Origin of the sequence: Acinetobacter lanii (assembly GCF_011578285.1) — a bacterium.
In the GTDB taxonomy this organism is placed as follows: Bacteria; Pseudomonadota; Gammaproteobacteria; order Pseudomonadales; family Moraxellaceae; genus Acinetobacter; species Acinetobacter lanii.
On the sequence record NZ_CP049916.1, the window covers coordinates 675,151 to 701,092 of the forward strand.

Below are 25,942 nucleotides of genomic sequence, written 5' to 3' on the forward strand. Positions count from 1 at the left end.
TAAGTGTCCTGATTAGTCGATCACGGTACGTGTAGGAATCAATTGTTTTTGACTGAGCTGTTTAGAATTTTTTGGATTTCTAAACACCAGTTGATCAAAAGGAATCGGGGTTTCACTTTCGATTCGCGCATTTAAAATCTTATGATGATCAGGTGATTTACCACAAACAGGATCGGCATTTTTAGCATCTCCAGTCATCATAAATGCCTGACAACGACAACCGCCATAGTCTCGATCTTTATCTGAGCAACTTTGACACATGTCTGGCATCCAATCATCACCACGGAACTCATTAAAGCTCGGTGAGTCATACCAAATCTCGGAAAGCTGATGCGCTTTAACATTCGGGAATTGAATCGGGAGCTGACGTGCTGCATGACAAGGTAATGCAGTCCCATCTGGAGACACGGTTAAAAAGATTTTCCCCCAACCATCCATACAGGCTTTTGGACGTTCTTCATAATAATCCGGGACCACAAAAATCAATTTACACTTGATATCTTGTTCCTGAATTTTTCGACGATATTCATTGGTAATGCGTTCAGCACGAACCAATTGTTCTTTGGTCGGTAATAAGCCTTGACGGTTCTCATAGGCCCAACCATAAAATTGGCAAATCGCCAATTCAACGGTATCCGCTTCCAACTCCAAACAGAGCTCGATGATTTGATCAATCTGATCAATATTATGCCGATGAATCACAAAATTCAGCACCATCGGATAACCGTACTGTTTGACCAAACGTGACATATCATACTTTTGCTGAAATGCATGTTTAGAACCCGCAAGGGCATTATTCACAACCGGATCACTGGCTTGAAAGCTGATTTGAATATGTTGCAAACCTGCTTGTTTCAACCCTGCAATACGCGCTTCATTTAAGCCCATACCGGAGGTAATCAAATTGGTATAGAAACCTTTCTGATGTGCATACGCCACCAATTCTTCAAGATCTTGGCGAACTAAAGGTTCACCCCCTGAGAAACCCAGCTGAACGGCTCCCATTTGGCGTGCTTGGTCAAAAACATTAAACCATTCCTGTGTGCTCAACTCTTGATTATGCAACGCATAATCAAGAGGATTAGAACAATAAGGACATTGTAAAGGGCAACGATAGGTGAGTTCAGCCAATAACCACAGTGGCAGCCCTACAGGTGCTTTCATGCTAAATCAATCCAATGTTCACGTTGAGCCACCAACATATACTCAATAATATCCTGTTTAATTTCAGGGATATCACCAAATTTTGCGGTAACTTTTTGAATAATATCAGCAATCGAATTTTGTCCATCGATATGCTGACCAATTTCACTCGCGCTTTGATTCAGTTTAATCATTCCTTCAGGGTACAGCAGAACATACGCATTTTGAGCGGGTTCAAACTGAAAACGATAACCTTGACGCCATGTTGGAATAATCGATAAATCTAATTCAGGTAAACTCATTTGAATAATCCTTTATGCCAAACATGATCAGAAGTGACGCTATGATAAGGCGCTTGGTGATGCACATAGGCCAAAGTCAAAGCGTCTAAAATGGTCCAAAGAATATCCAGCTTAAACTGTAAAATTTCGAGCATACGCTCTTGTTCTTCAACCGTTTTAAACGAATCTAAGGTGATGGTCAGACCATGTTCTACATCACGACGTGCTTGACTTAGACGAGAGCGGAAGTAGGTATAACCTTGTTCTTGAATCCAAGGATAATGTTTCGGCCAAGACTCTAAACGCGACTGGTGAATTTGTGGGGCAAATAATTCAGTTAAGGAACTACTTGCAGCTTCACGCCATGTGGTACGGCGCGCAAAATTAACATAAGCATCTACAGCAAAACGTACACCCGGCAAGACCAATTCTTCAGAAATTACCTGTTCACGGGTTAATCCGACTGCTTCGGCCAAACTTAACCACGCTTCACGACCACCCCCATCAGGATAAACACCATCTTGATCGATCATGCGTTGAATCCACTCTTGACGCACACGTTGATCAGGACAATTTGCCATAATCGCTGCATCTTTCAGTGGAATATTAATTTGATAATAGTAACGGTTTGCCACCCAAGCCTGAATTTGCTTTTGTGTCGCTTTTCCTTCATGCATCATGATGTGAAAAGGGTGGTAAATGTGATAATACTGACCTTTGGCAAGAATCGCTTCTTTAAACGCTTCTGGACTTAAGGCTTCTGTAAGCTGTTGCATCATGTCACCTTATAATTCGATTTGCATACCATCAAAAGCCACTTCAACCCCGTGTGCTTTTAATTCTGCAGCTTGTTGAGATTGTTCATTTAAGATCGGATTCGTGTTATTGATGTGAATCAGTACCTTACGCGTATGGTCGAGTTGATCTAAATACGATAACGATCCACCCGCACCACTGATGTGTAAGTGTCCCATTTCTTGACCCGTTTTTTTACCGACACCATATTCTTGCATTTCAGTATCAGTCCATAGAGTTCCATCAATCATGACGCAATCCGAAGCTTGCATGATTTGCATCACCTGCTCATCAATTTTGCCTAAACCCGGTGCATAGAATAGCTGTTTCTGTGTTTTTGAATCTTTCACAATCAGTGCAATATTATCGCCATCATGTGGATCGTGACGATGCGGCGAGTAAGGTGGCGCAGCACTTCGAATGATTAAAGGCGTGAACTCTAAATGTTCAAATCCTTCAATTTTAAAAGCACGTTTTGGATCAATTTGACGATATTCAAGTCCACCATTCCAATGCTTCAACATGTTGAAAATCGGGAATCCTGTGGTCAAATCTTGATGCACCATGTCGGTACACCAGACTTTAATCGGGCAACCTTCACGAAGCGTTAATAGACCAGTCGTATGGTCAAGTTGACTGTCCATCAACACCACATTGGTGATGCCTGTATCACGCAATTTGCGCGCAGGTTGTGCAGCTTTAAAATCGAAAAGCTGCTGACGAATATCGGGGGAAGCATTGCATAAAATCCAATCGACACCATTTTCAGAAATGGCAATTGAAGACTGGGTACGTGCTTTGGCTTGAATGGTGCCTTGACGAAGACCATGACAATTGTGGCAATTGCAGTTCCATTGTGGGAAACCACCGCCCGCTGCTGAACCTAAAACATGAATATACATAGATAACTTTTTCCAAAAAATAAAAGCCCTAGTCGTCTAGGGCTTTTATTCGATTTAGGTCTATTAAATCTTAACGTGCTTCGAAATACATTGTGATTTCAAAACCGATACGGATATCTTGAAAAGCGGGTTTAGTCCATTGCATGGGAGTGCTCCGAAAAGTTCTTACTTTAAAGTAAGAGAGTGGAAAGAAATTTTCTCAATAATTATATGAGTTTTATTGATTGATACCAAAGCGCTTTGTAATAATTCTGTAAATTTTACTGATTTGATTGTTATTTGCGATCAAGGATAATCCTGTTTAGCTAAGTAGGGGATTTATCCTCAATCTATATTGTGTCGTATATTATTCAAGAAGTTAATTCATAGACGAATATACTGAGCTAAGGTATGGTTATATTCTTTCTAAAAGTGAAATAGTTCTAGTTAGGAAAGACTTTTAATCCATAACCATTAAAATTACCGCCTGTATTGTTTCGCCCACCTTTACAATAAAATTTGTTTTCTAGACTTTTAAAGTTTTGATGATCTTTTTCGGGTCTAAGATATTTGCATCGGATAGGTTCGGTCACAAGGTCTGCCAACTGTAAACCTGTTGAATTTGATTTTTTACTAACAAATTCAATTTCAAAATTTAATTTTGAATTCTCCCAATGATGTGGTTCTAGGATTTTAGACCACGCCTATAAGTGATAATCTACTCCCCAATAAGCATGGGAAATGCTTGTTTTTGGAGTCAACCATGACACGAAGAAAACGTCGTAATCATTCAGCAGAGTTTAAAGTTAAAGTTGCTCTCGCAGCAATTAAAGGCGACCACACACTCGCTGAACTTTCTACTCAATTCGATTTACATCAAAACCAAATCATCGATTGGAAAAATCAACTGCTTGAGCAATCAGTCAATATTTTTTCACGACCAACAGCACAACAAGAACCAGAGATTGACCTCAAAGCTCTACATGCCAAGATAGGACATCAGGCATTGCAAATTGATTTTTTAGAAGGTGCGCTCAGAAAAATAGGGCAGCTGAGCGGCAAAAAATGATCGATAAGACCCATCAACTTTCGGTACGACAACAATCGCAATTGATTCAAATCAATCGCAGTACGTTGTATTACAAGCCCAAAGAGATTTCATCAACTGATTTGAGTTGGATGCGTCTAATCGATGAAATTCATCTCGACTACCCATTTATGGGCAGTCGAATGATACGAGATATGCTACAGCGTCAAGGACATCAAATAGGTCGGCGTAAAGTCCGACGTTTAATGCGCTTGATGGGAATACATGCCTTGTATCCAAAACCCAATACCAGTAAGCCTAATCTTGCACACCGTATTTTCCCATATCTGTTGAAAAACATGGTCATCGATCACTCTAATCAAGTCTGGTGTACAGATATCACGTACATTCCTATGGCTAAAGGCTTTGTCTATCTGTGTGCAATTATAGATTGGCATAGTCGTAAAGTACTGGCTCATCGAGTATCGATCAGTATGGAAACAGACTTTTGCATAGATGCGTTGCAAGAAGCAATTGTGAAATATGGTTGTCCAGAGGTGTTTAATACAGACCAAGGCAGTCAATTCACAAGCGAGGCATTTTTGAATGAGTTAAAATTGCGAAATATCCGTATCAGTATGGATGGGAAAGGACGATGGATGGATAATGTGATGATTGAGCGTTTATGGCGCAGCGTGAAGCATGAGGAAGTCTATTTGAAGGCTTACGATACGGTTAAACAAGCGAAACAATCACTTGCTGAATATTTGGATTTTTATAACATGATACGTCCTCATTCAAGTTTGAATAAGGCAACACCGGATGAATTTTATGATGAACATTTACTAAAAGTAATGGCAGCATAATTTAAATATTTAGAGCGGATTTATCACTTATAAAACTGAATTGAGTGGTCTAATTAACGGAACCACATTACAATTCTCGCCACTCTTAATTTTGTTAAATGAGTGTTTAAGTTTAATGTTGGAATGCTGATCTCTACTTTCAATTAGAATATGAGTAATTTTATCAGCTTGATTTCTTTCAACCATGAACCTTTGTATTCTTTCCAGTGAATATTTAAGGGCGATATCATAAGGATTTTGTGGCGTTGAGTATTTTTCTAGTAATCTTTGTTTATCTATAACTGTTGATATTAAAATAAAGTTAGTAGATTCAATTATTTCTGTAAGACGACCTAAAAAAATACCTCTAATTTTGGGATCTTGTAAGCATTTAAAGTCACCAATACAATTCATCATGTCATATCCATGAATAATAGTTTGATCATGACCAAATGTATCGAACTTAAGTTTTTGAAACTTCGGAACTGCTTCTTTTGCGTAATAGTTCTTGTCAAAGATACAAAATGCTAATACAAAATAGCGATCATCTTTTTTGAAGTTTTTTAAATTATCTGTACCACTTTCATCAACAAATACTGTATATGCGTTAAATTCTGGCATTATTATCTCAACTATTTGATTTTAAATATTAAAATTTTATTTTTTTACAGGGGATAAAAAGGGGAAGAAAACTTCCCCTAGTTTTAAAATATTTTTTAACTAAATTAACGTCACGCGACACAAGGTTTGTCATTTCGATACTCATTAATTCAATTACTTAGTAAGCATTGCGACACATGATGACAAGAATCAGCGACACAACCTATGACAATTTTTTGATAAAACGACACAACCTATGACAATTTTTGAAAGTGTGTTTTCAATGTCTTGTTCTATTGCAATCAATAACTACGATATTAATTTTACCTTCCTGAGCTGATCGACTATTTGCAATTAGCATTTCTTGTAGTTCCTTAGTAGTGTTAGGAACAGGTTTTCCTCTACCCAACGTTTTAAGCTTTTTATTATCAGTTCTGTTACCAAACCAAAGTACTAAATAAATACCTCTACCATCGGCTCTCCAATCAGTGGTATATAATTTATCAAGTTGTTGGTCAGCTCCAGTCCAAAGGTCGCGATGCCACTGACCTTTTATCTCAATTGGTAGACGAGATTTACCCACAGAGCAAGTGATATCAACTTCTTTATCATCTGCAACATGTGCTTCAGGTTCATATGTGATTGTATTATCACCTTGACGAAGTAAACCGATTAAATGGTCACGACATCGTTCCTCCTCAAAAGGCTTACCTTGATCATTGAAAAAACCACGCCAAGATTCAGCATCGTCACTCTTGATTTTTGCTTGCACGATACTTAGCTCATCTAATATGACTGTTTGTAAATCAGAGCTTGATTGAGGATTATCATTAGTAATAAATGCTTTAATTGTATTGATCGTTGGTGGTATATAAAGATGCTCACTACGAATAAGTTTTTGTTCATACTTTACTGTTTTGATTAAGTCTGTATATTCGTCGAAAGATGATATTTTTAAACGTTCCATAGCTTTACAAGCTTCATCACTATAGTTTTTACCTAATAGTTTAATGAGCTGAACTATGAATTTTGAAGCATCCCAAGGATTTGTATCTCCAAATGTTCCTCCTATAGGTTGACCTACATTTGGCCATAAATTGCGGAAAGTTGTAATAATCCACTCTAGTTGATTAGTATCTAATAGATTTTTGTAATGATTCTCTCTGTAGCGACCAGTTATTCTATCTCGTAAAGTCCAAATTAAACTTTTATCTATTGGTTGACTTCCTAGACTATTGATTGTTTCTTCAAAATTTATAAGTAGGTTGACAGATATCCAGTATTTTCGTCGTTCTTCATTCACTAATAAATCTAAGGACGGAATGAGCTGTTTCAATTCTTCAAATTTTCCATTGTGTAGTAAACAATCCGCAAGTTCCTTTTCATCCTCATTATTAAGATTTTTAAACTTATTTAACCAATTTGTTGCTAATTCAGTACCTAATTCAGCGTATTCTATTTTTCTCATAAATTGTGATAACCCACCAATATGAGTGCATTGAGCTTCAAAGTGTGGCTCATAAAAAGCTTGTATTGCTTCTTTGAATTTTTTTCTTTTTTTAAGTTCTTCAATTATATGTGTATAAAGGTTACTGATTCCCGCGTGCTCATCATATCGACGATACGATAAAAAAAGATAGGCAGCTATTAGTCTCTCATCTGGGAGATCAGAAAAATATTTACTATTTCTAACACGTTCAGCTAATCCAACTATCAGGATAAAACTCGCTTCGTAGTATCGACCTTGAGGCAAAATAGTTGCAATATCTTGTGCATTCACATCAGGTGGGTTTTTAATTAAATTTGCCTCAAAACCCTCCATACATGCTTCAGAAATATCAGATCCGATCCAATCTGATATACGTTCATGTGCAGGGATCTCTTTACTGATGTCAGTGAATAGACGTAAATAAACTTTAGCGGGTGTAAGTATCAGTTCATATTCACCTTGGCATAATCGATTGATACTTGAGATGTAAAATAATCTGTGTTTGGCTCGATCTGTAGATTTTTTAACTTCTCTTTGTTTTTTCCTTTCAAGGTCTTTAATTTGCCAATCTTCTAATTCAATGACAGAAATTTGATTTAACCAAGTTTGATCATCCTTGCTATTGAGAGTGAAGGGTAATGCAGCCTCTCTTACTTCCTTGCCAATTTCAGCATCGTGACGTGTTAATTGAACAATTTCTTTCCAGCGAATATCTTTCGAATTTTTTAAATACAATTTTTTAAGAATGAATATTAGATCTAGAGTAGTAAGAGCTAAGCCTGAAGATCGACTTGAAAGATATATCGCTCTTTGCCAAATATTTCCTTCGTGGGGTAAATCCAACAAAACCATGTACTGTAGCGCTTGCTTTGATATGTAATCATTTTTTAAATATTCTGCTAGCTCTTTAATACTTTCGCCTTGATATCCATATGTATTCCCGAAAGGTTCAAGCCATTCCCACAACTTTTTAGGTGTAATAGCATATTTTTCTATAAATCTTAGAATCAATCGGTATGCAAAATTTTTGGCTTCACTTTTAATTTCTGAATCATCATCTTTCCCAAGGGTTTTAAAGCCCATAATAAAATAGTTTAGAACATATTCAATTTGTTCTAAAGGTAAATTTTCTTGTAAATACCATAATGTTCCGACAGTATTACTATTTATTTTTAAATATGAAATAGCAAGATTAGCAATTAAATCATCATTGGTTTTGTTGTAGCCAGTATCATCTAATAACTCTATTGCTAATCTAATAGATGACTCATCACCTAATTGAAATAGGGATGTATATATACTAGGCCAATCTATAAATTGTTCTTGAACAGCTAGAGCTTCACCAGCTGATTTACGTATTGCAAATTCTATTTTGGAATCATTAATAAGATTAGTTAATATTTGGATAAAATCATTTGGAAGTTGATATCCTTTAATGACGTCTATTAGAAAAAGTTTAAAGCCAAAGGGAATATCAGATTGAATTATAATTTTCTGGATTTGAGATAAGATTATTGGCGTTGTGAAAGCTCGAATGCTGTATCCATTTCTATTATAAAAGTTATAAAAACTAGGATTATTTTCAGCTAAATCTTCAATACTATTTAGTAGAGTCTGAGCTTGCTCTACTGTTATTGTTCCAACATCACCATATTCAAGAATACCTATAGGGTCTGCTTTCATAATACTTGAGACTAAAGCAGGGTCACTCAGTAGCCATGAATGTAAACCACGTAAGTTACTCGGAACAAATTCATGGCTATGGAACAAGGATAAAAGACGCTTACGTTTACGGTTAGTATCAGCTAGTTTTACTAGCCATTTTGCTCCTAAGAACTCACCAATTCGACGATGAATGTAAGTAAAACGTTCTACTCCATTTGATCGAAAAAGGCGTGAACCTAAAACTAGATCGATTTTTTCAGTGCCAGGAAGTTGTTTAACTTCACTTATCGGTAGTTCACCGTCAATTAAATTTATAATTGATTTTCTAGAAATAGCTTCATTACCTGTCAGGATTAAACTGGCGAAAGCAGCTCCTGCTGCATCAAGTGAGACTTCGCTTGGCAATTGTGCTTCAGATTTAGATTCCGAATGTTCTGCTCTTAAAATTTCTATAGCTTGTTCAAATAATTGGGTTAAAGATTCAGGTAGCTCTCCCTGAATTGCAACTTTAGCAATTAAACTAAGAGTTTGAGGGTTGCCTAGCAAATCATCCAGATTTTTAGCTGTAAAGTGAGTGATAATTTCTTGAGCTCTTTGGGTGCTAAGGTTTTGTTCAAGAAATATAGCCATATCATTTTGAGTGAAAGGATTTAAATGAAGTTCTAAAGGTGATTCTGAATATTGTTCTCTTATAGCTTGTATGCCTGTAGCACTTTTCCAATCTGCTGCACGGCAAGCTAAAATAAATTTTGGATATCCTAAAAATTCAAGCTTTTGCAATACTCCATCTACTGCATCACCATCATTTTTCGAACTTACCTCATCGAGTGAATCAATAACTAATATGCTATTTTTACCAAGAAGAGGGCGGGGATCGGCACGATTTAGTAATTGACGTGCAGTACAATATGCGTAATTTTCTAAGTTTCCTAGCCATTCTAAAAGGCTAGACTTTCCCATTCCTGCTTCACCTAAAATAACCAATGAATTAGTTATTTCAAGTATTTCATGTTGACTAATTTTTTTTTGAGTATCATCACATTGATACCATAGAGTTCTCGGGATCATGATCTAAATTTAATAAATATTGTATAGTTAATAGACTTCTCATAATCTTAGCATGAATAGTTAGTCGATTAAGAAATTGATTTGAAGGGAAAATACAAATGGGGAATAAGTGAATTTTACTATCTTTTTATTGCAGAAAATTAAACTTATTGTTGATAATAGTGGGTTTATTGCTAAATTTACTATAGGTATTGGTATATGTTTTATCCTTTTATATTTTTGGCATATTGATTACTTTCCTACTGATTTATCATTAGGAGATGGACTTTTATTTTTCTTAATTACAATAAAATTTTTATTCATCTATGTATTCTTTTTGGGCTCGCACTATGCGCTTGGAAGTGTTTTATTATTTTGTCTAAGGGCTGTAGGGAGTTTTTTCAAGGTTTTATTTTCATTGCGAATAATATTGTCTAAAGGCTTAATTGACCTAATTTTTTTTGAGTTAAATTTCAAAGGTTTTTTTGAAAAAATAAGCAATAATTCTATTAAATTTTTGTTTTACCTTTTTGGTTTTGTTTTTGCATTAACATTTTATAGTGGGAAATCAATAAATATATTGGTAATGCTCTTTTTAAGTATTCTTTTAAAAATTTTTATTGATAAATTTATAGAGAACTTGAGAGAAAATAACGAGAAATTAGCTGAAAATGAAAGTAACAAAAAAAATATAAAGCTTTCAATGATGTTGCTTTATATCCTACTGGTTCCAAGTACTGTATATGTTTTTTATACTGAAAAATCCAAAAATATTTTTATTAATATCGCATTAGGCTCTGTCAGAGAGGATGAAAAAAACAGCTTGATCTTTATCAAATCGGAATATAAAGACTTTTTTCCAAAGTTGAGTATTGGAGAGAAAAAAGGTGAATATGTAGAGATAAAAAGAGTTGAGATATTATTAAAAGGGATTGGTAAGAATGCATTGATTCAATATAAGACTAAAACCAAAGACCAGAATTCAAAAGATGTAAAAATAAAAGTTAAAGTTGAAGTTCCTAATGAAGCCCTATTAATTGTAAGAAGATCCCAGCAAAAGGACTAGATGGGATCGGGGTTAGTTTAGTTTATTAATTACAAATTTTTAAAATATCCTCTTTCTTAAAAAGCCTAACTTTTTTATCTCCCTTTCCCAAATAGTGAGGCTTCATAATTCCTATCTTCTGTAAGTTAGTGATATGAGAGTGGCGCATACCTAAGAGTGTGCTTGCTTCAGCACCAGTGATGTATTCCTCTTTTAACTTCAAAACTTCAGTTAGTTCATTCTTATTGATGAGCTTCCAGTAAATTAAATCTTCAATATGCAAGAATCCCGTATCACACCAATATTTTTTCATCCAATTAATAGGACAGTTCAATTGCTTTGTTGCCTCTGAGTAAGGAACATAATCTTCGCTATCAAGTTTATTCTTAAGGTTTACTAGAGATCTAGTTTTGATTTGAACTGAGATAGGATCGTTCTTATCTTTGCTAAGAATACCCTTTTGAACTAGTACAGCAACCTTATTCGGACTAATCCCTAAAAGTACAGCAGCTTCTTTTAAAGAGTAATAATCTGTACTCTTCGCTAGAAATCCTAACTTATTTTTTTGTCTACCAGTACGTGTTGGATAGTGTTGAATCACTTCTAAATCAACTGAAATTATATTTTGAACATCTTTCTTTAAAAAAATGTTAATGGGTGTCGAATCAATATGGGGTCCATGAACGGGCATAATATCTATTGATGCTAATTTCTCCACAAGATTTGTAGGGTTTACTTGCAACTGTTTCGCTAAATGAGTGGTCAGTATATATTTACTATCAAATTCATAAAGTTTTTTCTTTGAATACTGTTTAGGCCCATCTACAGCTAGTTCATCTTGTTCTAAACTGAACCACCCTATATTTGCTAGTTTACGAGCAGTTTCATAATTAATTTTTAAAACTGCAGAAATCTTTTTGAGGTCAATATGCTCATTATAGATAGCTGTTGTTTCTTGTGTATACGCTGTAGGTTTATCCTTATTCACTAGACCCATAATAAAGCGCTCAATATCTATACTTGATATCTTTCCATGGTAAAGCTCCTTTTTTCCTAGATTTAGATAGTCATTTTTAATTAATTTATCAAGTTCAAAACGAGAAACTTGCAAAATACGTTTTATCTGATGATTCCTAAGTTTTTTAGAAATACTTTTTTCACTAATTTTGTATTCTTCGGCATTTTTTTCAACGACTTCAATATGCTTCTTGAATTTTTTTTCATACTTTAAAAAAGGTATTAACTGTACTCTAGGATGTGAGTAATTGATTCTAGAATTAATAAGAGCACTGAGTTTAAGCGCGGATACTTCAGGATTATGGAAATACTCATGGACATAGCGAGAAACTTTTGAATCTGTATTTGATCTATCGAACTTAAAAAACTCATTAAAAGCATTCCAACATGCTAAGTAATCTTTAAATAATATGTTGGAGTTAAAATTTAGAACGTCGATAAACCAAAAAATAATTTCAATAGATTTTGCCTCTTTAATTGGTGCCTTATGTAATTCAAAACCACAACAAGCACAGTTTTGAACCCCTGTTTTTGGTTGAATTGGATTTTCACAATTTGGACAAGTATCAATCAAAAAACATGAGTGAATAGGGCATGCATAAATTGGTTTGAGCATCCATAGTTTTTTTAGATACGCTTTTTCAGAAAGGCATAGAGGGCAGTAACGTATGTTATTTAATTCTAGTAGCTCAAGAGAGATCTCAATTGCTCCTAGTGTCCTTGGCGATCTACTAGTTGGTTTTGCTCTTTTAAAAGCTAGAAATGAGTAACTACTATCTATATTTAAAGCGTTTAGAACTAAGCTAAAACGTGGTTCATCTGAGAGATGATGATTTAGTGATTTTTTAATGATGGCTTGATACTTATCTTTCCCTACTAAATTAGAAATAGAACTATGTAAATTAAGTTTAGAGGTTCTTAGTAGAAAGCTGATAGGTGATTCATCCTCATAAGGGATTGCTTGTATTAAAAGAGAATTTTGCATAATTATGGTTATTTCATAAGTGAGATGATTTGAGAGATATTCATTTCGAAGGGATTTTTATTTTGTTTACTAATGTATAGTGTGATACCTAATTTCCAAGCATAACTAAAATCATTAGAATTTATGACTTGCCGACCATCATTTAAAGCATAAGTAATACTTTCTCTAATAAGACTCATAATGTATGAGTGATAACCTTTCGTTGCTAATTGAATTTGCATGCCTATTAGTTGGCTATCTAGTGGTGGTATAAAACTAATATTTTGCCTATTGAGATTTCTTGAGACTTCTGCAAGAAATGCAAATAGACTCCCTCCTTGGGATGGATCAACAGTTAATGGGTTTAGCTGGTAAATGAATGGAAATCTACGTGCAATTTGACTATCTATTTGAAGCAGTGGAACAAACTCTGGTAAGCCAACCAAGCAAAAGCTAATACCAGTTCGATTGACTAGAGTTTTAAGCCAATTTCCAGTTGTTCTATTCATCCTCGTAGAAGTTGGTTTACGCTCAAATAAGTGATGGAACTCATCTAAAAATATGAGCTTAGTTTCGCATTGAGCAAGTAAATGAATAAGCCTACTCGTTAGGTATTCAGTAGTGCCATACCCATTTTCACAAGTAAGATCACCAAGTTCTTTGAGCATCATTATAGCTAATGACTTTACGGTGGCTGGTGAGGGCACTTCTACATAACATACTGGAATAATAATTTTTTTATGATCTTTTTCAATTTTTTCTGTACGTGGCATCAGGCTTAAGATTGCTTTGCACAAGGTTGTTTTTCCTAATCCACCTTCTGCGAGCAACATACTTCCAACTGGTTCACTATAGGAAATGCTTCTTTTGACACAATCTTGTATACCTGTAAAAGCTGTCATAAATTCATTTGAAGTAATGACGATATTGTTAATAGATCGAATTTTATCGAATCTATTGTCAAATTTTTCCATGTTTAAATACCTCCAAAGAACCAAACTGCTCAATTGGAGTCGGTATATTTATAGTGGAAACAGGTTGTTCAGTTTTATCCATTTCTTTCGAAAAAAGCTGCTCTTCAACTTTTTTTAATTGCGTGGGAAGTTCTAAAGTAAGAGGCTTTAATCTCGGTTTATGTTTAATAAGATTGCTTTGTATCTCGTGCATAAGTTTATACAGGTGATATAAGTCCGACTTTGGACCAATCCTTTGTTTATCAGATTGAGTTTGGGCTTTCTTTAACTTTTGCACTTCAAGATGTGTTACGCGTGACAAACCAAATGTATAGTCTGGATTGGTTGAGTCTGCTTGAATGACAATATCTTTATCGTTGGGATCAATGATGAAAACTTCGTTTAAATTTAAATCGTCAATCAGTACAGTAACTGTTTTTGTGCCTTGCGCCTGGAGTGTCGTCAGCGCATGAGAAAAATAACTAATGCCGTCTACTCGGACTTGACCGTGATTAATACTTCTTTCAATAGGCCTGCGACATAAAATTTTTGCATCTATATCAGTGAGAAAACTGGGGCGAATATCTTCAATTGCATCTTGCCACATAATAATAGGAGAGCGACCAGTCGTATGGTGAATGGCTTTGTGATAGACATCGTGGATCCAGGTATCTATATATTGTTTCAATTGTTCTAAAGTTAATTGAGCAATTTTATTGGAGTTATAGCTCCCTCTATCTATCGGATTTGAAAAAGTTGTGCCAGGTAATTTTTGAAGAATCCCATGAGTGAGTGTGCTAAAAAAGCGTTCAATATGAGGCTTGTTATTTGGAGTACCGACTTGAGATGGAGTTAAAGTAATTTTCAGCTGTTCGCACACTCGCGCAAGTGAATTATTTTTAAACTCAATTCCATTATCAGGAATGATAATACTAGGAATACCTCCTGGTAATTTATGATTTGGCCGAGTAACCATGTCCTTAATAGTTTCTAAAGTAGTTGCAGCGCTAGGTGGATACATACTGATATATGTACCTACAATTGTTCTTGAATAAACATCAATTGCACAAGCAAGAAATGGTCGTCCTAAAGCAACCTTATTCTTTGGATCGACTATAATAATATCGAGATAATGTGTATCAATTTCGACCATATAAAGAGCAAAAGGGCTAATAATGCTTTTGCCGGCAGCTTGAAAAGTTTTCTTCGCTATACGAGAGCCTTTCTTTATTTTTAATTCAATATAAGGGTCTAGTTTTTTGATGTGTCGTTGGATACTCCTCAGTGTTGGTAACTGTTCCAAGGAGATCCCTTGCTCTATGAATCGACCAAGCATATAGGCTTGTACATCTTTACTAGTTCTATATTCAGGTTTCAAATAGACTTCATTAATTGCTTGATTCAGAATTTGGTAGACTTCAGGTGGGAATCTTAAGTGATGATTGCCTATATATTTATCTTGTAAACAGAGCTTGTTCTGCGAAAATTTTTTATATTTAGTAATCCACCTTGCGACAGTACGGCAGGAAGGAGGGTTAGGATCTTTAATTTCAGTCGAGATATGCTCTATTAATTTTGATAAATGTTGAGGGCTCGTAGGGGATTTTAGAGTTTGAACAGCACTTATAACATAACGTTCTTTACGGTGTATTTCTGAATTGTGTTTAGGGTTGATCATCAGCTTATCAGGTGAAAATACACATAGAATTTCACCTTGTTTGTAGCGGCTTTCAAACTCATTCGGGGGTATTGAAAATGATTTTCCACCAGCAATTGCTGCATATCGTATAGTGTTGTAGGTGATTGAACCAATTTCAAAAATATAGTCAGGATGTTCTTGAAAATAAAAACGAAAACCTGGTTGCGGGATTAAAAGAGTATTGTTCATATTAATAGGCCTCGCTTATTTCTTGTTTGACGGGGCTAATTTTTATTATTTGATGAAAAAATAAATAATCAGCTAGTTCTGGTTTGAGGCCTATTGATTCAAGTGTTCTATAGACTTGATTCGAGTTATCAAACTTTTTGAGCTTTAAATGGTCTATAGCATAATTTATTTCGAAGGTATTCCAGTTGAATCTATGACCTCTTTGATACCAATAAAGCAGCTGGGAAATTTCTGTTTCGCTTGGTAAATCAGTGTTATCTATTAGCTTAAAAGTAATATCAATTGAGTGAAGTAGGTCTGAAAGTATTGCAAAGCGGTTTAAGTCTTCAGTCGATAAAGAAGCTATGGAAGGTTTGACCTCATGAACTTCATAAGTCCCTTCTTTTGTTTGAACTAAGAAATCTGGAAAACAATACTGTTCATTAGCTAGCAAAATTTTTAATGCTTGTGAACGATAATTTATGATGTTGGAATCTTGTTCTAATGAGATTGCATGAGCGAGTTCCAGTCGGCTTTCTAAGGGTATTGCTCCACAACACTTTTCACTCGGGAAAAGTGAAGTTCGACGACCAAAAGCACCTTGGTAGATTTTGCGTTGTCCATGAAGTGTGGCTGCTACATTTGCTGTTGATGCAAATGCTATCCTGATTTGTTCTAGGATGTTTGCTTGAATATCATTTTTTGAAAATCCTGCTTGATAAGGCATATCTGTTCATCCATAAGTAGTTATATTCTCAGTAGATATTTGAGAGTGAGCTAATCTGTACTATTGCGATCGAATAGCACTTACTTGACTGGTGACGATATAGAGGAGATACTATGATTCTCACGTCTTTATATTCTTCTATATAAAGTCACCAACGGATCCTTTTTAGGGGTCCGTTTTTTATTGAATTTTTCTCTAGTTTTACATAATTACTCCAATGGTTTTTCTGAGTATTTAGAACTTTGGTGGTGCGTGAACAAGACGTAACAATAATTTCACGCAACTAATAATCATCTTTAATTCCTAATTTAACTGCGATTTTGTGGCTCTCTCCTCGGATAGGAGGTCTATTCATTTTCAAGACTCTATATACCAATTCTGGTGGAAAGTTATTCTCTTTAGCCCAATCTGAAAAGGACCTCCCTTGCTTTCGAAATTCTGTTTTAACTTGCTCAATAGATTTAGCCATACTGTAGAAACTTGTAAAATATAGGAGGAAATTTAGTTTCAAAAAAAAATTAAATCAAGCTATTTTTTAAATTAATTTGTTGTTTTTTAAGTAAATTTTTTTAAAATGATTATCTTGGTGTTTTCATAATATTTTTAAAAAACTATCTAAAATATTTAGTTTTGCTCTTTTTTTCTCTCCATCTAAATCAATTTTTTGATCTAAATTTATAAATTCCGAATTAAGTTCTGGATATTTTAATAAGAGTTCATACAAGTACTCTTTTTGAGTATTTAAGCTAATTATGTTTTTGTTTATTAAATCTTTTTCAATCTCTATGACGCTTTTTAAGCGGGTATTTAAAAAATGATTTCTGTTCTGTTTCAGTTTCTCAGTTTCGCTATAAAGAAATATACGACTGTTACTTTCTGACCTTTTAAAACTCAAGAATCCATGACGTAATAAGGTTCTTAAAGATGCATATATGTGCGATGCATGAATGGTAGAATTTTTTCCTTTAAGATTTTGAATATTTTTTAAAAACATTTTCGCTTCCCACTCATGGATTTCATTTTGAAGAAAAACTTTTTCAAACTTTTCTGCGTATGGAAGATAAAATTGAAACATAGCTATTAAATCTTTCTGATAAAAAAAGGAGATTATAATCCGTGGATATATAGTCCTCAATTGGTGATATTTCTGTTTTTGAGTAGTTAGTTGCAAATGTCAGAATTATCAGTAGCGATCGGTCAATTAATCCGCAATAGACGAACACAACAAAAGTTAACTCAGGAATCTCTTGCCCTTCAGTCTGGGATAGATCGTAGTTATATGGGACGTATTGAACGTGGTGAGGTTAATCTCACTGTTGAAAAAATTTATGAAATTGCTATTGTGTTGAAAGTTAGTGCCAAAGAATTACTACCTTAAAATTAAATCACCTATTACATTCAATAGTTTTTGGTCTTTATGACGCTCAATGAGTCTTGCTGACATTCCTAAAGAAATGGGTGTTTCAACATCTAAAACTGGGTGATCTCCAATAAATAGCATTTCAGACATTTCACAGCCGAAATGCGTCTTAATGGTTTCATAAATTTGCTGCTCAGGTTTTATAGTTCCAACTTCATAACTAAACACAATTGCATCAAATAAACTAGGAAGTAGTATTTTGAGTTGTTTACCATAAGGCATAGCTAAATTGGAGCAAAGTGCAATTTTGAAACCATTTTGTTTTAAAGTTTGAAGCGTAGGTATTGTATCTTCATAGAGTTCAATTGTACTTAATTCAAGCTGAAGATCATTGTTTATGTCCTTTAAAAGTTGTATTGGAAGCTCTTCTCCAAAAAGCATAGCTAATTGTGAAATATCAATAGCATTTGACATAATAATACTTGCATCTTTTGTGCTTGGCTTACGACCGTTGGCTTTTAGCCACTTCATCAGTTTACGATACGGAGATCTGCTTGTACTTATTTTTACAAGCGTTCCGAAAGCATCAAAAACAACAACTTTAGGAAAGTGATTCATGATTTCAACAATAGATACGAAGTTTATACTGTGTTTAGTTTAGCAAAGATTAAAAATACAATTTGATTCATTCTATATTTTCAAAATTAAAAGGCTCAGAATATTCTCTAAGCCTATTTTTCAAACAGGCATAAGTTTATTACCCTGTTCTGTACTATTAATTCTTAATACTGGTTGTATACCATCACCTTTAAAATCATAAACTATGACATCAGGATGATTTTTATCGATCCCTTGACCTATTGCGACACATGCAGCATTTGGAGCAATGACAAGTAGGTGGACCAATGCTATTCCATAGTCACTTTTTAGTTTTATTAACAGTTTTTGGATTTGTGCTGTTAGAATCTTTACATTTTTAGGATGAGGGATACTTTGGCCACCTCTATATTGTTCTAGGTTCGTAATTTCGATAATTTGTATATTCTTTTCTTCTGCTATAGCTCTAGCTGTTTGTTGTAAAGGTTCTGCAATTGCTGTGGCATGAATACATAATACTATTTCAGATTGTTTCTCGAGATTATCTAAACCAGTGACTTCATTTATTGGATCAATCATAGCAGTACTAGGCCATTCCCATTTTTGAGTGTCTCTTGATTTAAACATAGGAATAAACTCTCCTTTATTTCCCAAGAGTGCTCCTAATCCAATCAAAGCTGGCATAGGACCAAATGCGAATATTGCGGCCTTATGATTGTGGTGCTGAGTTTGTCTGTAAGCGTCCGCTGAGCCCCACTTTTCCTGACTCATTAATACCGCGATAGTGTCCACTAAAATTTAAGTGGACACCTATTTATGGATTTAAAGACAGTTATAGACACTGCACCAACGCTAAAAAAGCCCCGTCGAACCTTCACGGCTGAATTTAAACATCAACTTATTCAGCAATGCCAGCAGCCAGATACATCGGTGGCTAAGGTCGCAATGCAACATCAGATCAATGCCAATCTGTTGCATAAATGGATTCGTCAGTCCAGATCAATGGTTCCATCATTAACAATCTCATCCATTCCACAGACCGACTTCCTTCCCGTCATTCTTCACCCGACGCCAGTCAAACAAGAAGCACCTCCGCCACCTGTGCCAGAGAAGAAAGCTACCGCTCATATCAGGATTCCATTACATGATGAACAAGGTTCCGTAAGGGATCAGATGATCGAAATCGAATGGCCGGTGGAGTCTGCAACTGAATTACTGCTTTTACTTCAGGGCTTGATCAAATGATCCGTATCGATGAAATCTGGTTGTCTACCCAGCCCATGGACATGCGTGCGGGTATGGATACGGCCATGGCGCAGATTATGAAAGCCTTTGGCTCAATCAAACCGCATTGCGCCTACCTGTTCTGTAATAAACGTGGTCATCGTATGAAAGTGCTGGTACATGATGGACTGGGCATCTGGCTGTGTGCCAGGCGGCTGGAACAGGGAAAATTCCACTGGGCTAAAGTTCACCAGGGTGAAAACGTAGCTCTCAGTCCAGAACAGTTACAGGCACTAATTCAGGGTTTGCCCTGGCAGCGCATTGGACGACAGCAAGTGGTAACAATGCTCTAAACTAGGCTGCTACATTCTGCTATTCTCCAAACGTTCTATTTCCTCTGCGTCATGACCTCAGGCATACTGCGGTCATGAAAATGCTGCCTGATTTAAGCCAACTCACCCATGAACAACTGCTGGAATTTACCCGGCAGTTGGCGATGCAGCATAAGTCTCTGGCACAATCAAATCAAGAATTAGAAAAATCAAACCAGCAATTGGATGCCAAAGTTCAGCATCTTTCTATTCTCAATCAAAAATACGAGCATGAACTGGCGCTGTTTAAAAATCATAAATTCGGCAGTAAAAACGAACATCTTACCGCAAAACAAATCCATCTATGGGACGAAGCGGTCGAAGAAGATATCGCAGCCGTTGATCTAGAATTAGAACGATTAAATGCAGATAAAACCGATGCAGTGACACAGAAAGCCACAGTCAACAAACCTAAACGTCGACTGCTGCCAGATCATCTACACACCATCCGTATTGAGCATGAACCTGCATCAACCCAATGCAGTTGTGGCTGCCAGTTACGTCGTATCGGCGAAGATATCAGTGAAAAACTGCATTTCAGACCGGCACAGTTCTACAAGGAACAGCATGTCCGTGGCAAATGGGTCTGTGATCAGTGCGACACTCTGACTCAGCAAGCGATGCCTGCCTATGTGATTGATAAAGGCATTGCTTCACCTGAATTGCTCAGCCATGTGCTGGTATCGAAGTATGCCGATCATTTGCCGCTGTACCGTCAGCGCCTGATCTATCAGCGGGCGGGCATTGATCTGTCCAGATCTACTTTATCTGACTGGATTGGTCGCTGCGGTGTGGAACTGGAACCTCTGGCCAATGCCTTAAAACAGGTGGTGCTGCAACAGCGGGTGATCCATGCCGATGAAACGCCGGTCACCATCATGCGGATGGGTGATGATGAGAAAAAACCGAAGAAAGGTTATGTCTGGGCCTATGCCACTACACAGTACAATCCAGTTCAGGCAGTGATCTATGACTTTCAGGATAGTCGTTCAGGTCAGCATGCTGAAGCGTTCCTGAATGGCTGGCAGGGTCATCTGGTCTGTGATGATTACAGTGGTTATAAAGCACGCTTTAAATCAGGCCAGGTCATTGAGGTGGGCTGCATGGCACATGCACGTCGTAAATTCCATGAACTGTATGTGACCGGGAAAAGTCAGATCGCTGAACAGGCATTAGTGCTGATTCAGAAACTGTATGCCATAGAAGCAGAACTCAGGAAAAAGACCGATGGTACAGCAGAACATCGCCGCGAATACCGGCAACAGCATAGCCAAACGGTGATGCAACAACTGTATGAATGGCTCAGCCAACATTATCTGGCGGTGCCATCGAGTTCTCCAACTGCCAAGGCGATCAATTACAGCCTAAAACGTTGGCAGGCACTCTGCCGCTATCTGGATGATGGCAATTTGCCTATAGATAATAACTGGATTGAAAATCAGATGCGCCCCTGGGCGTTGGGACGTAAGAACTGGCTGTTTGCTGGCTCGCTGCGCAGCGGCCAACGAGCTGCCAATATCATGACTTTAATCCAGTCAGCAAAGCTGAATGGACTGGATCCGTATGCCTATTTAAGTGATGTGCTGAAAAGGCTGCCGACGCATAAAGTCACCCAAATAGAAGAATTACTGCCACACCGCTGGAAATCCGACCAAAATTAAAAAATAGGCATGGGATTCAGCGGACGCTTACGTTTGTCTTAGAATTATATTAGCTTCTGTTTCAATACATTGTATAAAAGCTTGATCAAATAAATCAGGATGAGGTATTGAGCATTGAGGAATTAAAGCACCATTAATTCTGTAATTTAAAGGATATAAACTAGTTGAAATTTCTTTTAAATCAGGTGTTGAAGATACATTCCCATGAACTGGCCATAAAATGGAATATACTTGAATTGGTTCAAAGGCTAGAGCATCTAATAATTTTTCAGAATTTGTCTTATGCATTTCTCTCATTTTATTTAGAGTGAGAGCATCATATTCTGCAGCTGCTACTTTATCTATTAGGCGATGATGTTTGTCACAGAGTAGAAGAACATTTTCTGCTTTATTTGAAAGTGCTTCTGAAAGGTACGGTAATCCTCTTTCTCCATTATCTGAAGAGGCGATATTGTGTGCGTTATATGCATAGTTGCCTTTTCGCCCAGTTAGTTTGTCAATATTTAAGTTTTCTCCACATCCTGTAAACATACAACGGCCATGACTATCTAACATCACTTGGTGAATAGTTTTGCTAGTAAATGGATTGCCTCTTCCTGTTTTGATTTCATTACTATAAAAAGTTGTAATGAATTGAGATTTTTCAGTTTTGTTTTTAAGTACAATTGATGTGAAGTGGTAGTTAGCCCAAAGATCTTGTAAAAGGTTAAGATTGATAACTTCCTGATGGGTTATTTGTTTATCAGGAATAGATCGAACTTCGAGTGATTTTCTAGGTCCTAGAATGTACTCGACAAATTCTAAAAATTCATTTTTATTCAAATTTACACGGAAGGCTGATTGTAATTCCTCAGTTTTGTAGATAAGAAAAATTAAATTATCTCTTGTACTATCCCTTAAAAGCGTGACTTTATCCCAAGTTAAAATAGGCTTTACATGATCAATAAAGGCTTTAGCAAGTATTAGACTATCAAAGGGAAGGTGTTTGGTTTGAATGAGATCTAATGTTAGCTCAGAAGATGTAATATTCATAAAGTAATTAAAACCTAATGACAGAAGCAGTATTCAGTAAATTTTTTTTGAAACGAAAAATTTTAATTTCCTGGACTCCAACGATAATAAAAAATAAATTTCGATCTACATTTCTTGCTATACAGTGTTTCCAGTCCTCCTCATCAATGCTAGATTGAATTGGTATGTTTTGGGGATGGCTATGCCATGTACCCAAATAAACAGATGTACCATTAGATTCTTTATACTTTTTATCGAGAAACTTCTGGTGAAATGGATCTTTCATCACAAAGTTATATCTAGTTCTAATGTCTAGTTCTTGTGGGGTAGTAACGAATTCTAGTTGAAAGACTTGAGTACCTTGAATTTGATGTCCTATTAATATTCCGCAAGCTTCTTTAGCTTCAGATGAGATTTGACGATACTGTTCCCATATTTCAATGATATCTTTATTGATATGAACAGTAGCGTCAGAAACATGAACAGTTAATTGGTCATTCATTACAAATATCACATTCTGGATTCAATAGTGGTGTGAACAGTAATGATTTTGAAAAGCTAGAATAACGATCAGTTAACTCTAAATTTTCATTTAAAGCATCTAGATTAGAACCCTTCCAGCTTACCTTTGAAGACTCTTTGACTTTCCCTTGTAAAAAATTTAAGGCTAAATCTGTAGTGATACTAGCGGTTTGAATGGCAGATAAGTTTGAATAGGGTAGAAAGGCATTTCCACATCCTGAAAGATTTCTAGTTAAATCCTGATTTGGTTTTAAAAAATTAAGATTAGAAACTAAACCTCTACATAAATTTTCATTATCTACATAAGCACATCTTAAGCATCCTTTTTGCTTAGGGATATCTAAAACTGCATGCCCCCCAACACCATAGCCTTCTGTCCATGTATTAATTATGGCCGTTTCTACTTCATTTTTTATGCAGTAGTCATGAAATATCCGTTCTTTTGTCGGAGAGCCTATAGCAATGATAATCAGATCATATCTATTGATAATAGAATCGTTTCTCAGCTCGAGCAAACATCCATCAGCTGGGATTACGTTAACCCAAGGATATTTAGTTGTTATTCTAAATTGTAGTCCTATAGTTTTGTATTGATGTAAATATTCTATTGGTAGATAGTGTCTGTATATATTTTCTATGGAAAGGGTATCGGAATCGACAAGAGTTAGATTTCCTAATCCACATGATGCTAACTGATCTGCTATATAACCACCTACAGACCCACAGCCTACTAATAAAACGTGTTTGTCTTGAAGATCACAAAAAGCACCGCCACGGGGTATTAAGCTTGATTTATCAAATAATTTAATCGAGCATGCCTCTATATTCCATTCAGTGAAGCTTTCTAATTTGAGTGGAAAAGTTTTGTTTACTTTAGATTTTTTATATTGAAATTTTAGTCCAAACCAAGATTTTCCTGAGGATGTATCAATGTTAAAGATTACCCAGAATATATTCTTCCTAGTTTGAGCGAAGGTTGTTACGAATTTTTTTTTAGTATTAGCATCTAATAACTCGAAATGTTCCAAAAACCATTTAGGGAGGTCACTTACATTCCATGGAATAGAGGTAATACAAGGTAATGGGAGAATACAACCTAAATCAGGACTCTTTTTTCTTTGAGCTACTTGAATTTTAAAAAAAGGTTCTTTTGTTGCAAGATCATAATTTTCAGGGTGAACTAATACGCTACTTTTTAATCCGTATTTCCCTTCAGGCGCATAAACTTTTAACTTACAAAACTCAGGTGAATCTACTAGACAAAGAACATCATTAAATTTTGTATTATTTAAGCTATACCAACTGGCTAAGAACTCTCTTAGAAGCTCTTTTTTGTTTTCAGCTGGATCAGTTAAACATTTTGTAAGCAATTCAATATGCTTTTTTAATGAATCTTCAAATGCAAGGGTTGGAACTTCATAATTTACTGATACAGAGTCTGTGACATTCACACATATACTTGCTAAGTTATAATCATTGAAAGACAAGGTATGAGCAAGTCTTGGAAATTGCTGAGGATCTTTTAAATAAAATGAAGGCATTGAAGTTATTTCATCAACTTCAAAATGAATAAGTGTAATGGTATAACTACCAATAGTCACATTAACTTCTATCGTATCCCGAGCAAGTACATTGGCTGCAGATACTGAGTATCCACAGCTTTGTAGATGCTGAATTATTAATTGATAATTCATGCGCCTTGAGATGTTCCTACAGATCCAGCTGAAGGAAATACAACCTTAGCTGCTTCATTTTTTGAGTTATTTTTAGTACCTTCAGGGAAATCTTCGCCAAATATTTCTCTTAATAGATCGCATTGTTTGGATTCATCTGACTCATCAATGACTTTCTTTAAGTTATTTCTCAAGGTGGATAGTTTATTTTTCAATTGAGTACCTGTATCTATACTACTACCAAAGAAAATATCTCTGTATGGTGATACGGGTAAATCAACTTTTACTTTCCATTGACTGTCGTTTTGGTATAGAAAGTAATTTGACTGATCTAGTATTTGGTCGATAGTATTTTTCAAAGCTTCTAGATCATTTTCAAGGCCTTCATCATTAATTGAACTTTGAAACTTTTCTTTGAGCATTACAGTAAGACCGATCGAAAAAACCTTTCTGCAGGTATCCTCATGGAATTTGATGTTTCTCCATCTTTTAATATATCTAGTTAATCGTTTAAATTGCTGAAGTTTCTGTGTTTCATAAATGCCTGAGCTGTCTTTAGCATTGATCCAATCAATTAAACCTTTGGGATCTGAGTCAGACCACTCCCTATTATTTTCATCAGAATTTTTCTTGCCCACAGCTAATTTGTAATAACCGCTCTCCGATTTACTATAAATAGGGATATCAATATGTAAATCCTCATTTTTATAGTCAGCAGTGACACAAGGTTTTTTAATTTTAGCGTTCTTGAAACCTCTATTTTCTAGAATTTCTAAGACAACCTTCTTAGGTATAGTTGGATCAGTAGGGGCATCATTTTCATTGATGACTATCGCTCTATCTATATCGAAGTCTTTTCCTTTTTCCTTGATTGCTGTGTTAGTTGCTAAAGAACCTTGAATGAAATCTTCTTGGACGGGATAGCCATTTTGTCGAAATTTTTTGCGAATGTCTTCTGTAATGCTATCGTCTTTTTCACGTGCATTCTTATATTCCTCGCTTTGACGAGTTATGTAGATATTGGTGTTAAATGTTAAAAATTTACTTTGTAAGCCCATTTTTACCTTCTTAATCGATTATTTATTTTGAAATTAATTATTTGTTTGATTATTCAAAGCACAATTACCCCTTAGCCAGAATTAGCCAAACTTTTATATTCAACTTCAGATTTAAAATT

25 protein-coding genes are annotated in these 25,942 nt (G+C 35.6%); 6 read left to right on the forward strand and 19 right to left on the reverse strand.

Annotated features, from left to right (window positions below):
* Positions 1-12: 12 nt before the first annotated feature.
* The 5 genes from pqqE to pqqA all read right to left on the reverse strand — a co-directional run bounded on the left by pqqE (position 13) and on the right by pqqA (position 3,266).
* Positions 13-1,164 carry a pyrroloquinoline quinone biosynthesis protein PqqE gene (pqqE, locus tag G8D99_RS03170; RefSeq protein WP_166322573.1) on the reverse strand — a complete coding sequence of 384 codons (1,152 nt, stop codon included), beginning with the start codon at positions 1,162-1,164 and terminating at the stop codon, positions 13-15.
* Positions 1,161-1,445, reverse strand: a complete 285-nt coding sequence (gene pqqD / locus G8D99_RS03175; protein ID WP_166322575.1) for a pyrroloquinoline quinone biosynthesis peptide chaperone PqqD — start codon at positions 1,443-1,445, stop codon at positions 1,161-1,163. Before pqqD ends, pqqE begins: the two co-directional genes overlap by 4 nt.
* Complete coding sequence (gene pqqC / locus G8D99_RS03180; RefSeq protein ID WP_153389531.1) at positions 1,442-2,200, reverse strand: pyrroloquinoline-quinone synthase PqqC; 759 nt, start codon at positions 2,198-2,200, stop codon at positions 1,442-1,444. Before pqqC ends, pqqD begins: the two co-directional genes overlap by 4 nt.
* A 9-nt stretch (positions 2,201-2,209) precedes the next feature.
* Entirely contained in the window at positions 2,210-3,121 is a 912-nt protein-coding gene (pqqB, locus tag G8D99_RS03185) for a pyrroloquinoline quinone biosynthesis protein PqqB (RefSeq protein WP_166322577.1), read from the reverse strand.
* A 70-nt stretch (positions 3,122-3,191) separates the two neighbouring features.
* Entirely contained in the window at positions 3,192-3,266 is a 75-nt protein-coding gene (pqqA, locus tag G8D99_RS03190; protein WP_075107140.1) for a pyrroloquinoline quinone precursor peptide PqqA, read from the reverse strand.
* 597 nt (positions 3,267-3,863) lie between these two features.
* Here pqqA and G8D99_RS03195 point away from each other — a divergent pair.
* Positions 3,864-4,993 (forward strand): IS3-like element ISAcsp5 family transposase gene (locus G8D99_RS03195; RefSeq protein WP_166322579.1). Its coding sequence is split into 2 segments (ribosomal slippage): positions 3,864-4,116 and positions 4,116-4,993, totalling 1,131 coding nucleotides; the frame shifts between segments, so codons are not numbered across the junction.
* A gap of 27 nt (positions 4,994-5,020) precedes the next feature.
* Here the strand turns inward: G8D99_RS03195 and G8D99_RS03200 are convergent.
* Both G8D99_RS03200 and G8D99_RS03205 read right to left on the reverse strand, forming a co-directional pair.
* Positions 5,021-5,593, reverse strand: a complete 573-nt coding sequence (locus tag G8D99_RS03200) for a DUF3800 domain-containing protein (RefSeq protein WP_166322581.1) — start codon at positions 5,591-5,593, stop codon at positions 5,021-5,023.
* Positions 5,594-5,852: 259 nt separating this feature from the next.
* Positions 5,853-9,794 (reverse strand): NACHT domain-containing protein, encoded by a 3,942-nt coding sequence (locus tag G8D99_RS03205; RefSeq protein ID WP_166322583.1) that lies wholly within the window; start codon positions 9,792-9,794, stop codon positions 5,853-5,855.
* A gap of 109 nt (positions 9,795-9,903) precedes the next feature.
* Between G8D99_RS03205 and G8D99_RS03210 the strand changes: the two genes are divergently transcribed.
* The gene (locus G8D99_RS03210; RefSeq protein WP_166322585.1) at positions 9,904-10,839 is read left to right on the forward strand and encodes a hypothetical protein; all 936 of its coding nucleotides are present in this window, start codon (positions 9,904-9,906) and stop codon (positions 10,837-10,839) included.
* A gap of 25 nt (positions 10,840-10,864) precedes the next feature.
* Here the strand turns inward: G8D99_RS03210 and G8D99_RS03215 are convergent, their stop codons facing one another.
* From G8D99_RS03215 to G8D99_RS03240, 6 genes are all read right to left on the reverse strand, one after another.
* A complete protein-coding gene (locus tag G8D99_RS03215) occupies positions 10,865-12,820 on the reverse strand; it encodes a TniQ family protein (protein WP_166322587.1) in 1,956 nt (651 codons plus the stop codon).
* A gap of 8 nt (positions 12,821-12,828) precedes the next feature.
* Complete coding sequence (locus G8D99_RS03220; RefSeq protein WP_166322589.1) at positions 12,829-13,773, reverse strand: TniB family NTP-binding protein; 945 nt, start codon at positions 13,771-13,773, stop codon at positions 12,829-12,831.
* The gene (locus G8D99_RS03225) at positions 13,760-15,640 is read right to left on the reverse strand and encodes a Mu transposase C-terminal domain-containing protein (RefSeq protein ID WP_166322591.1); all 1,881 of its coding nucleotides are present in this window, start codon (positions 15,638-15,640) and stop codon (positions 13,760-13,762) included. The genes G8D99_RS03220 and G8D99_RS03225 overlap by 14 nt, the downstream gene beginning before the upstream one ends.
* A 1-nt stretch (position 15,641) precedes the next feature.
* Positions 15,642-16,346 carry a hypothetical protein gene (locus G8D99_RS03230; protein ID WP_166322593.1) on the reverse strand — a complete coding sequence of 235 codons (705 nt, stop codon included), beginning with the start codon at positions 16,344-16,346 and terminating at the stop codon, positions 15,642-15,644.
* 283 nt (positions 16,347-16,629) lie between these two features.
* Positions 16,630-16,815, reverse strand: coding sequence for a DNA-binding protein (locus G8D99_RS03235; protein WP_166322595.1), 186 nt, complete (start codon positions 16,813-16,815; stop codon positions 16,630-16,632).
* Between the two features lie 123 nt (positions 16,816-16,938).
* Positions 16,939-17,421 (reverse strand): hypothetical protein, encoded by a 483-nt coding sequence (locus G8D99_RS03240; protein ID WP_166322597.1) that lies wholly within the window; start codon positions 17,419-17,421, stop codon positions 16,939-16,941.
* Between the two features lie 96 nt (positions 17,422-17,517).
* On the opposite strand from G8D99_RS03240, the gene G8D99_RS03245 reads away from it, so the two are divergent.
* A complete protein-coding gene (locus G8D99_RS03245; protein WP_166322599.1) occupies positions 17,518-17,724 on the forward strand; it encodes a helix-turn-helix domain-containing protein in 207 nt (68 codons plus the stop codon).
* Here G8D99_RS03245 and G8D99_RS03250 read toward each other — a convergent pair.
* On the reverse strand, positions 17,716-18,324 hold the full coding sequence (locus G8D99_RS03250; protein ID WP_166322601.1) for an HAD family hydrolase: 609 nt from the start codon (positions 18,322-18,324) through the stop codon (positions 17,716-17,718). The genes G8D99_RS03245 and G8D99_RS03250 overlap by 9 nt on opposite strands.
* Before the next feature lie 120 nt (positions 18,325-18,444).
* Positions 18,445-19,074, reverse strand: coding sequence for an SAVED domain-containing protein (locus G8D99_RS03255; RefSeq protein WP_227554346.1), 630 nt, complete (start codon positions 19,072-19,074; stop codon positions 18,445-18,447).
* A 45-nt stretch (positions 19,075-19,119) separates the two neighbouring features.
* On the opposite strand from G8D99_RS03255, the gene tnpA reads away from it, so the two are divergent.
* From tnpA to tnpC, 3 genes are all read left to right on the forward strand, one after another.
* Entirely contained in the window at positions 19,120-19,548 is a 429-nt protein-coding gene (gene tnpA, locus G8D99_RS03260; protein WP_004783683.1) for an IS66-like element accessory protein TnpA, read from the forward strand.
* Positions 19,545-19,880, forward strand: a complete 336-nt coding sequence (gene tnpB / locus G8D99_RS03265) for an IS66 family insertion sequence element accessory protein TnpB (protein ID WP_004783682.1) — start codon at positions 19,545-19,547, stop codon at positions 19,878-19,880. The genes tnpA and tnpB overlap by 4 nt, the downstream gene beginning before the upstream one ends.
* A 74-nt stretch (positions 19,881-19,954) precedes the next feature.
* The gene (tnpC, locus tag G8D99_RS03270; RefSeq protein ID WP_166322603.1) at positions 19,955-21,559 is read left to right on the forward strand and encodes an IS66 family transposase; all 1,605 of its coding nucleotides are present in this window, start codon (positions 19,955-19,957) and stop codon (positions 21,557-21,559) included.
* A gap of 27 nt (positions 21,560-21,586) precedes the next feature.
* Here tnpC and G8D99_RS03275 read toward each other — a convergent pair whose 3' ends face one another.
* The 4 genes from G8D99_RS03275 to G8D99_RS03290 are packed head-to-tail and all read right to left on the reverse strand — an operon-like array spanning position 21,587 to position 25,823.
* Positions 21,587-22,591 (reverse strand): hypothetical protein, encoded by a 1,005-nt coding sequence (locus tag G8D99_RS03275; protein WP_227554347.1) that lies wholly within the window; start codon positions 22,589-22,591, stop codon positions 21,587-21,589.
* A gap of 7 nt (positions 22,592-22,598) precedes the next feature.
* Positions 22,599-23,072, reverse strand: a complete 474-nt coding sequence (locus G8D99_RS03280) for a Mov34/MPN/PAD-1 family protein (RefSeq protein ID WP_166322605.1) — start codon at positions 23,070-23,072, stop codon at positions 22,599-22,601.
* Positions 23,065-24,786 carry a ThiF family adenylyltransferase gene (locus tag G8D99_RS03285; protein WP_166322607.1) on the reverse strand — a complete coding sequence of 574 codons (1,722 nt, stop codon included), beginning with the start codon at positions 24,784-24,786 and terminating at the stop codon, positions 23,065-23,067. The genes G8D99_RS03280 and G8D99_RS03285 overlap by 8 nt, the downstream gene beginning before the upstream one ends.
* Positions 24,783-25,823, reverse strand: a complete 1,041-nt coding sequence (locus tag G8D99_RS03290; protein WP_166322609.1) for a nucleotidyltransferase domain-containing protein — start codon at positions 25,821-25,823, stop codon at positions 24,783-24,785. Before G8D99_RS03290 ends, G8D99_RS03285 begins: the two co-directional genes overlap by 4 nt.
* Between the last annotated feature and the right edge of the window lie 119 nt (positions 25,824-25,942).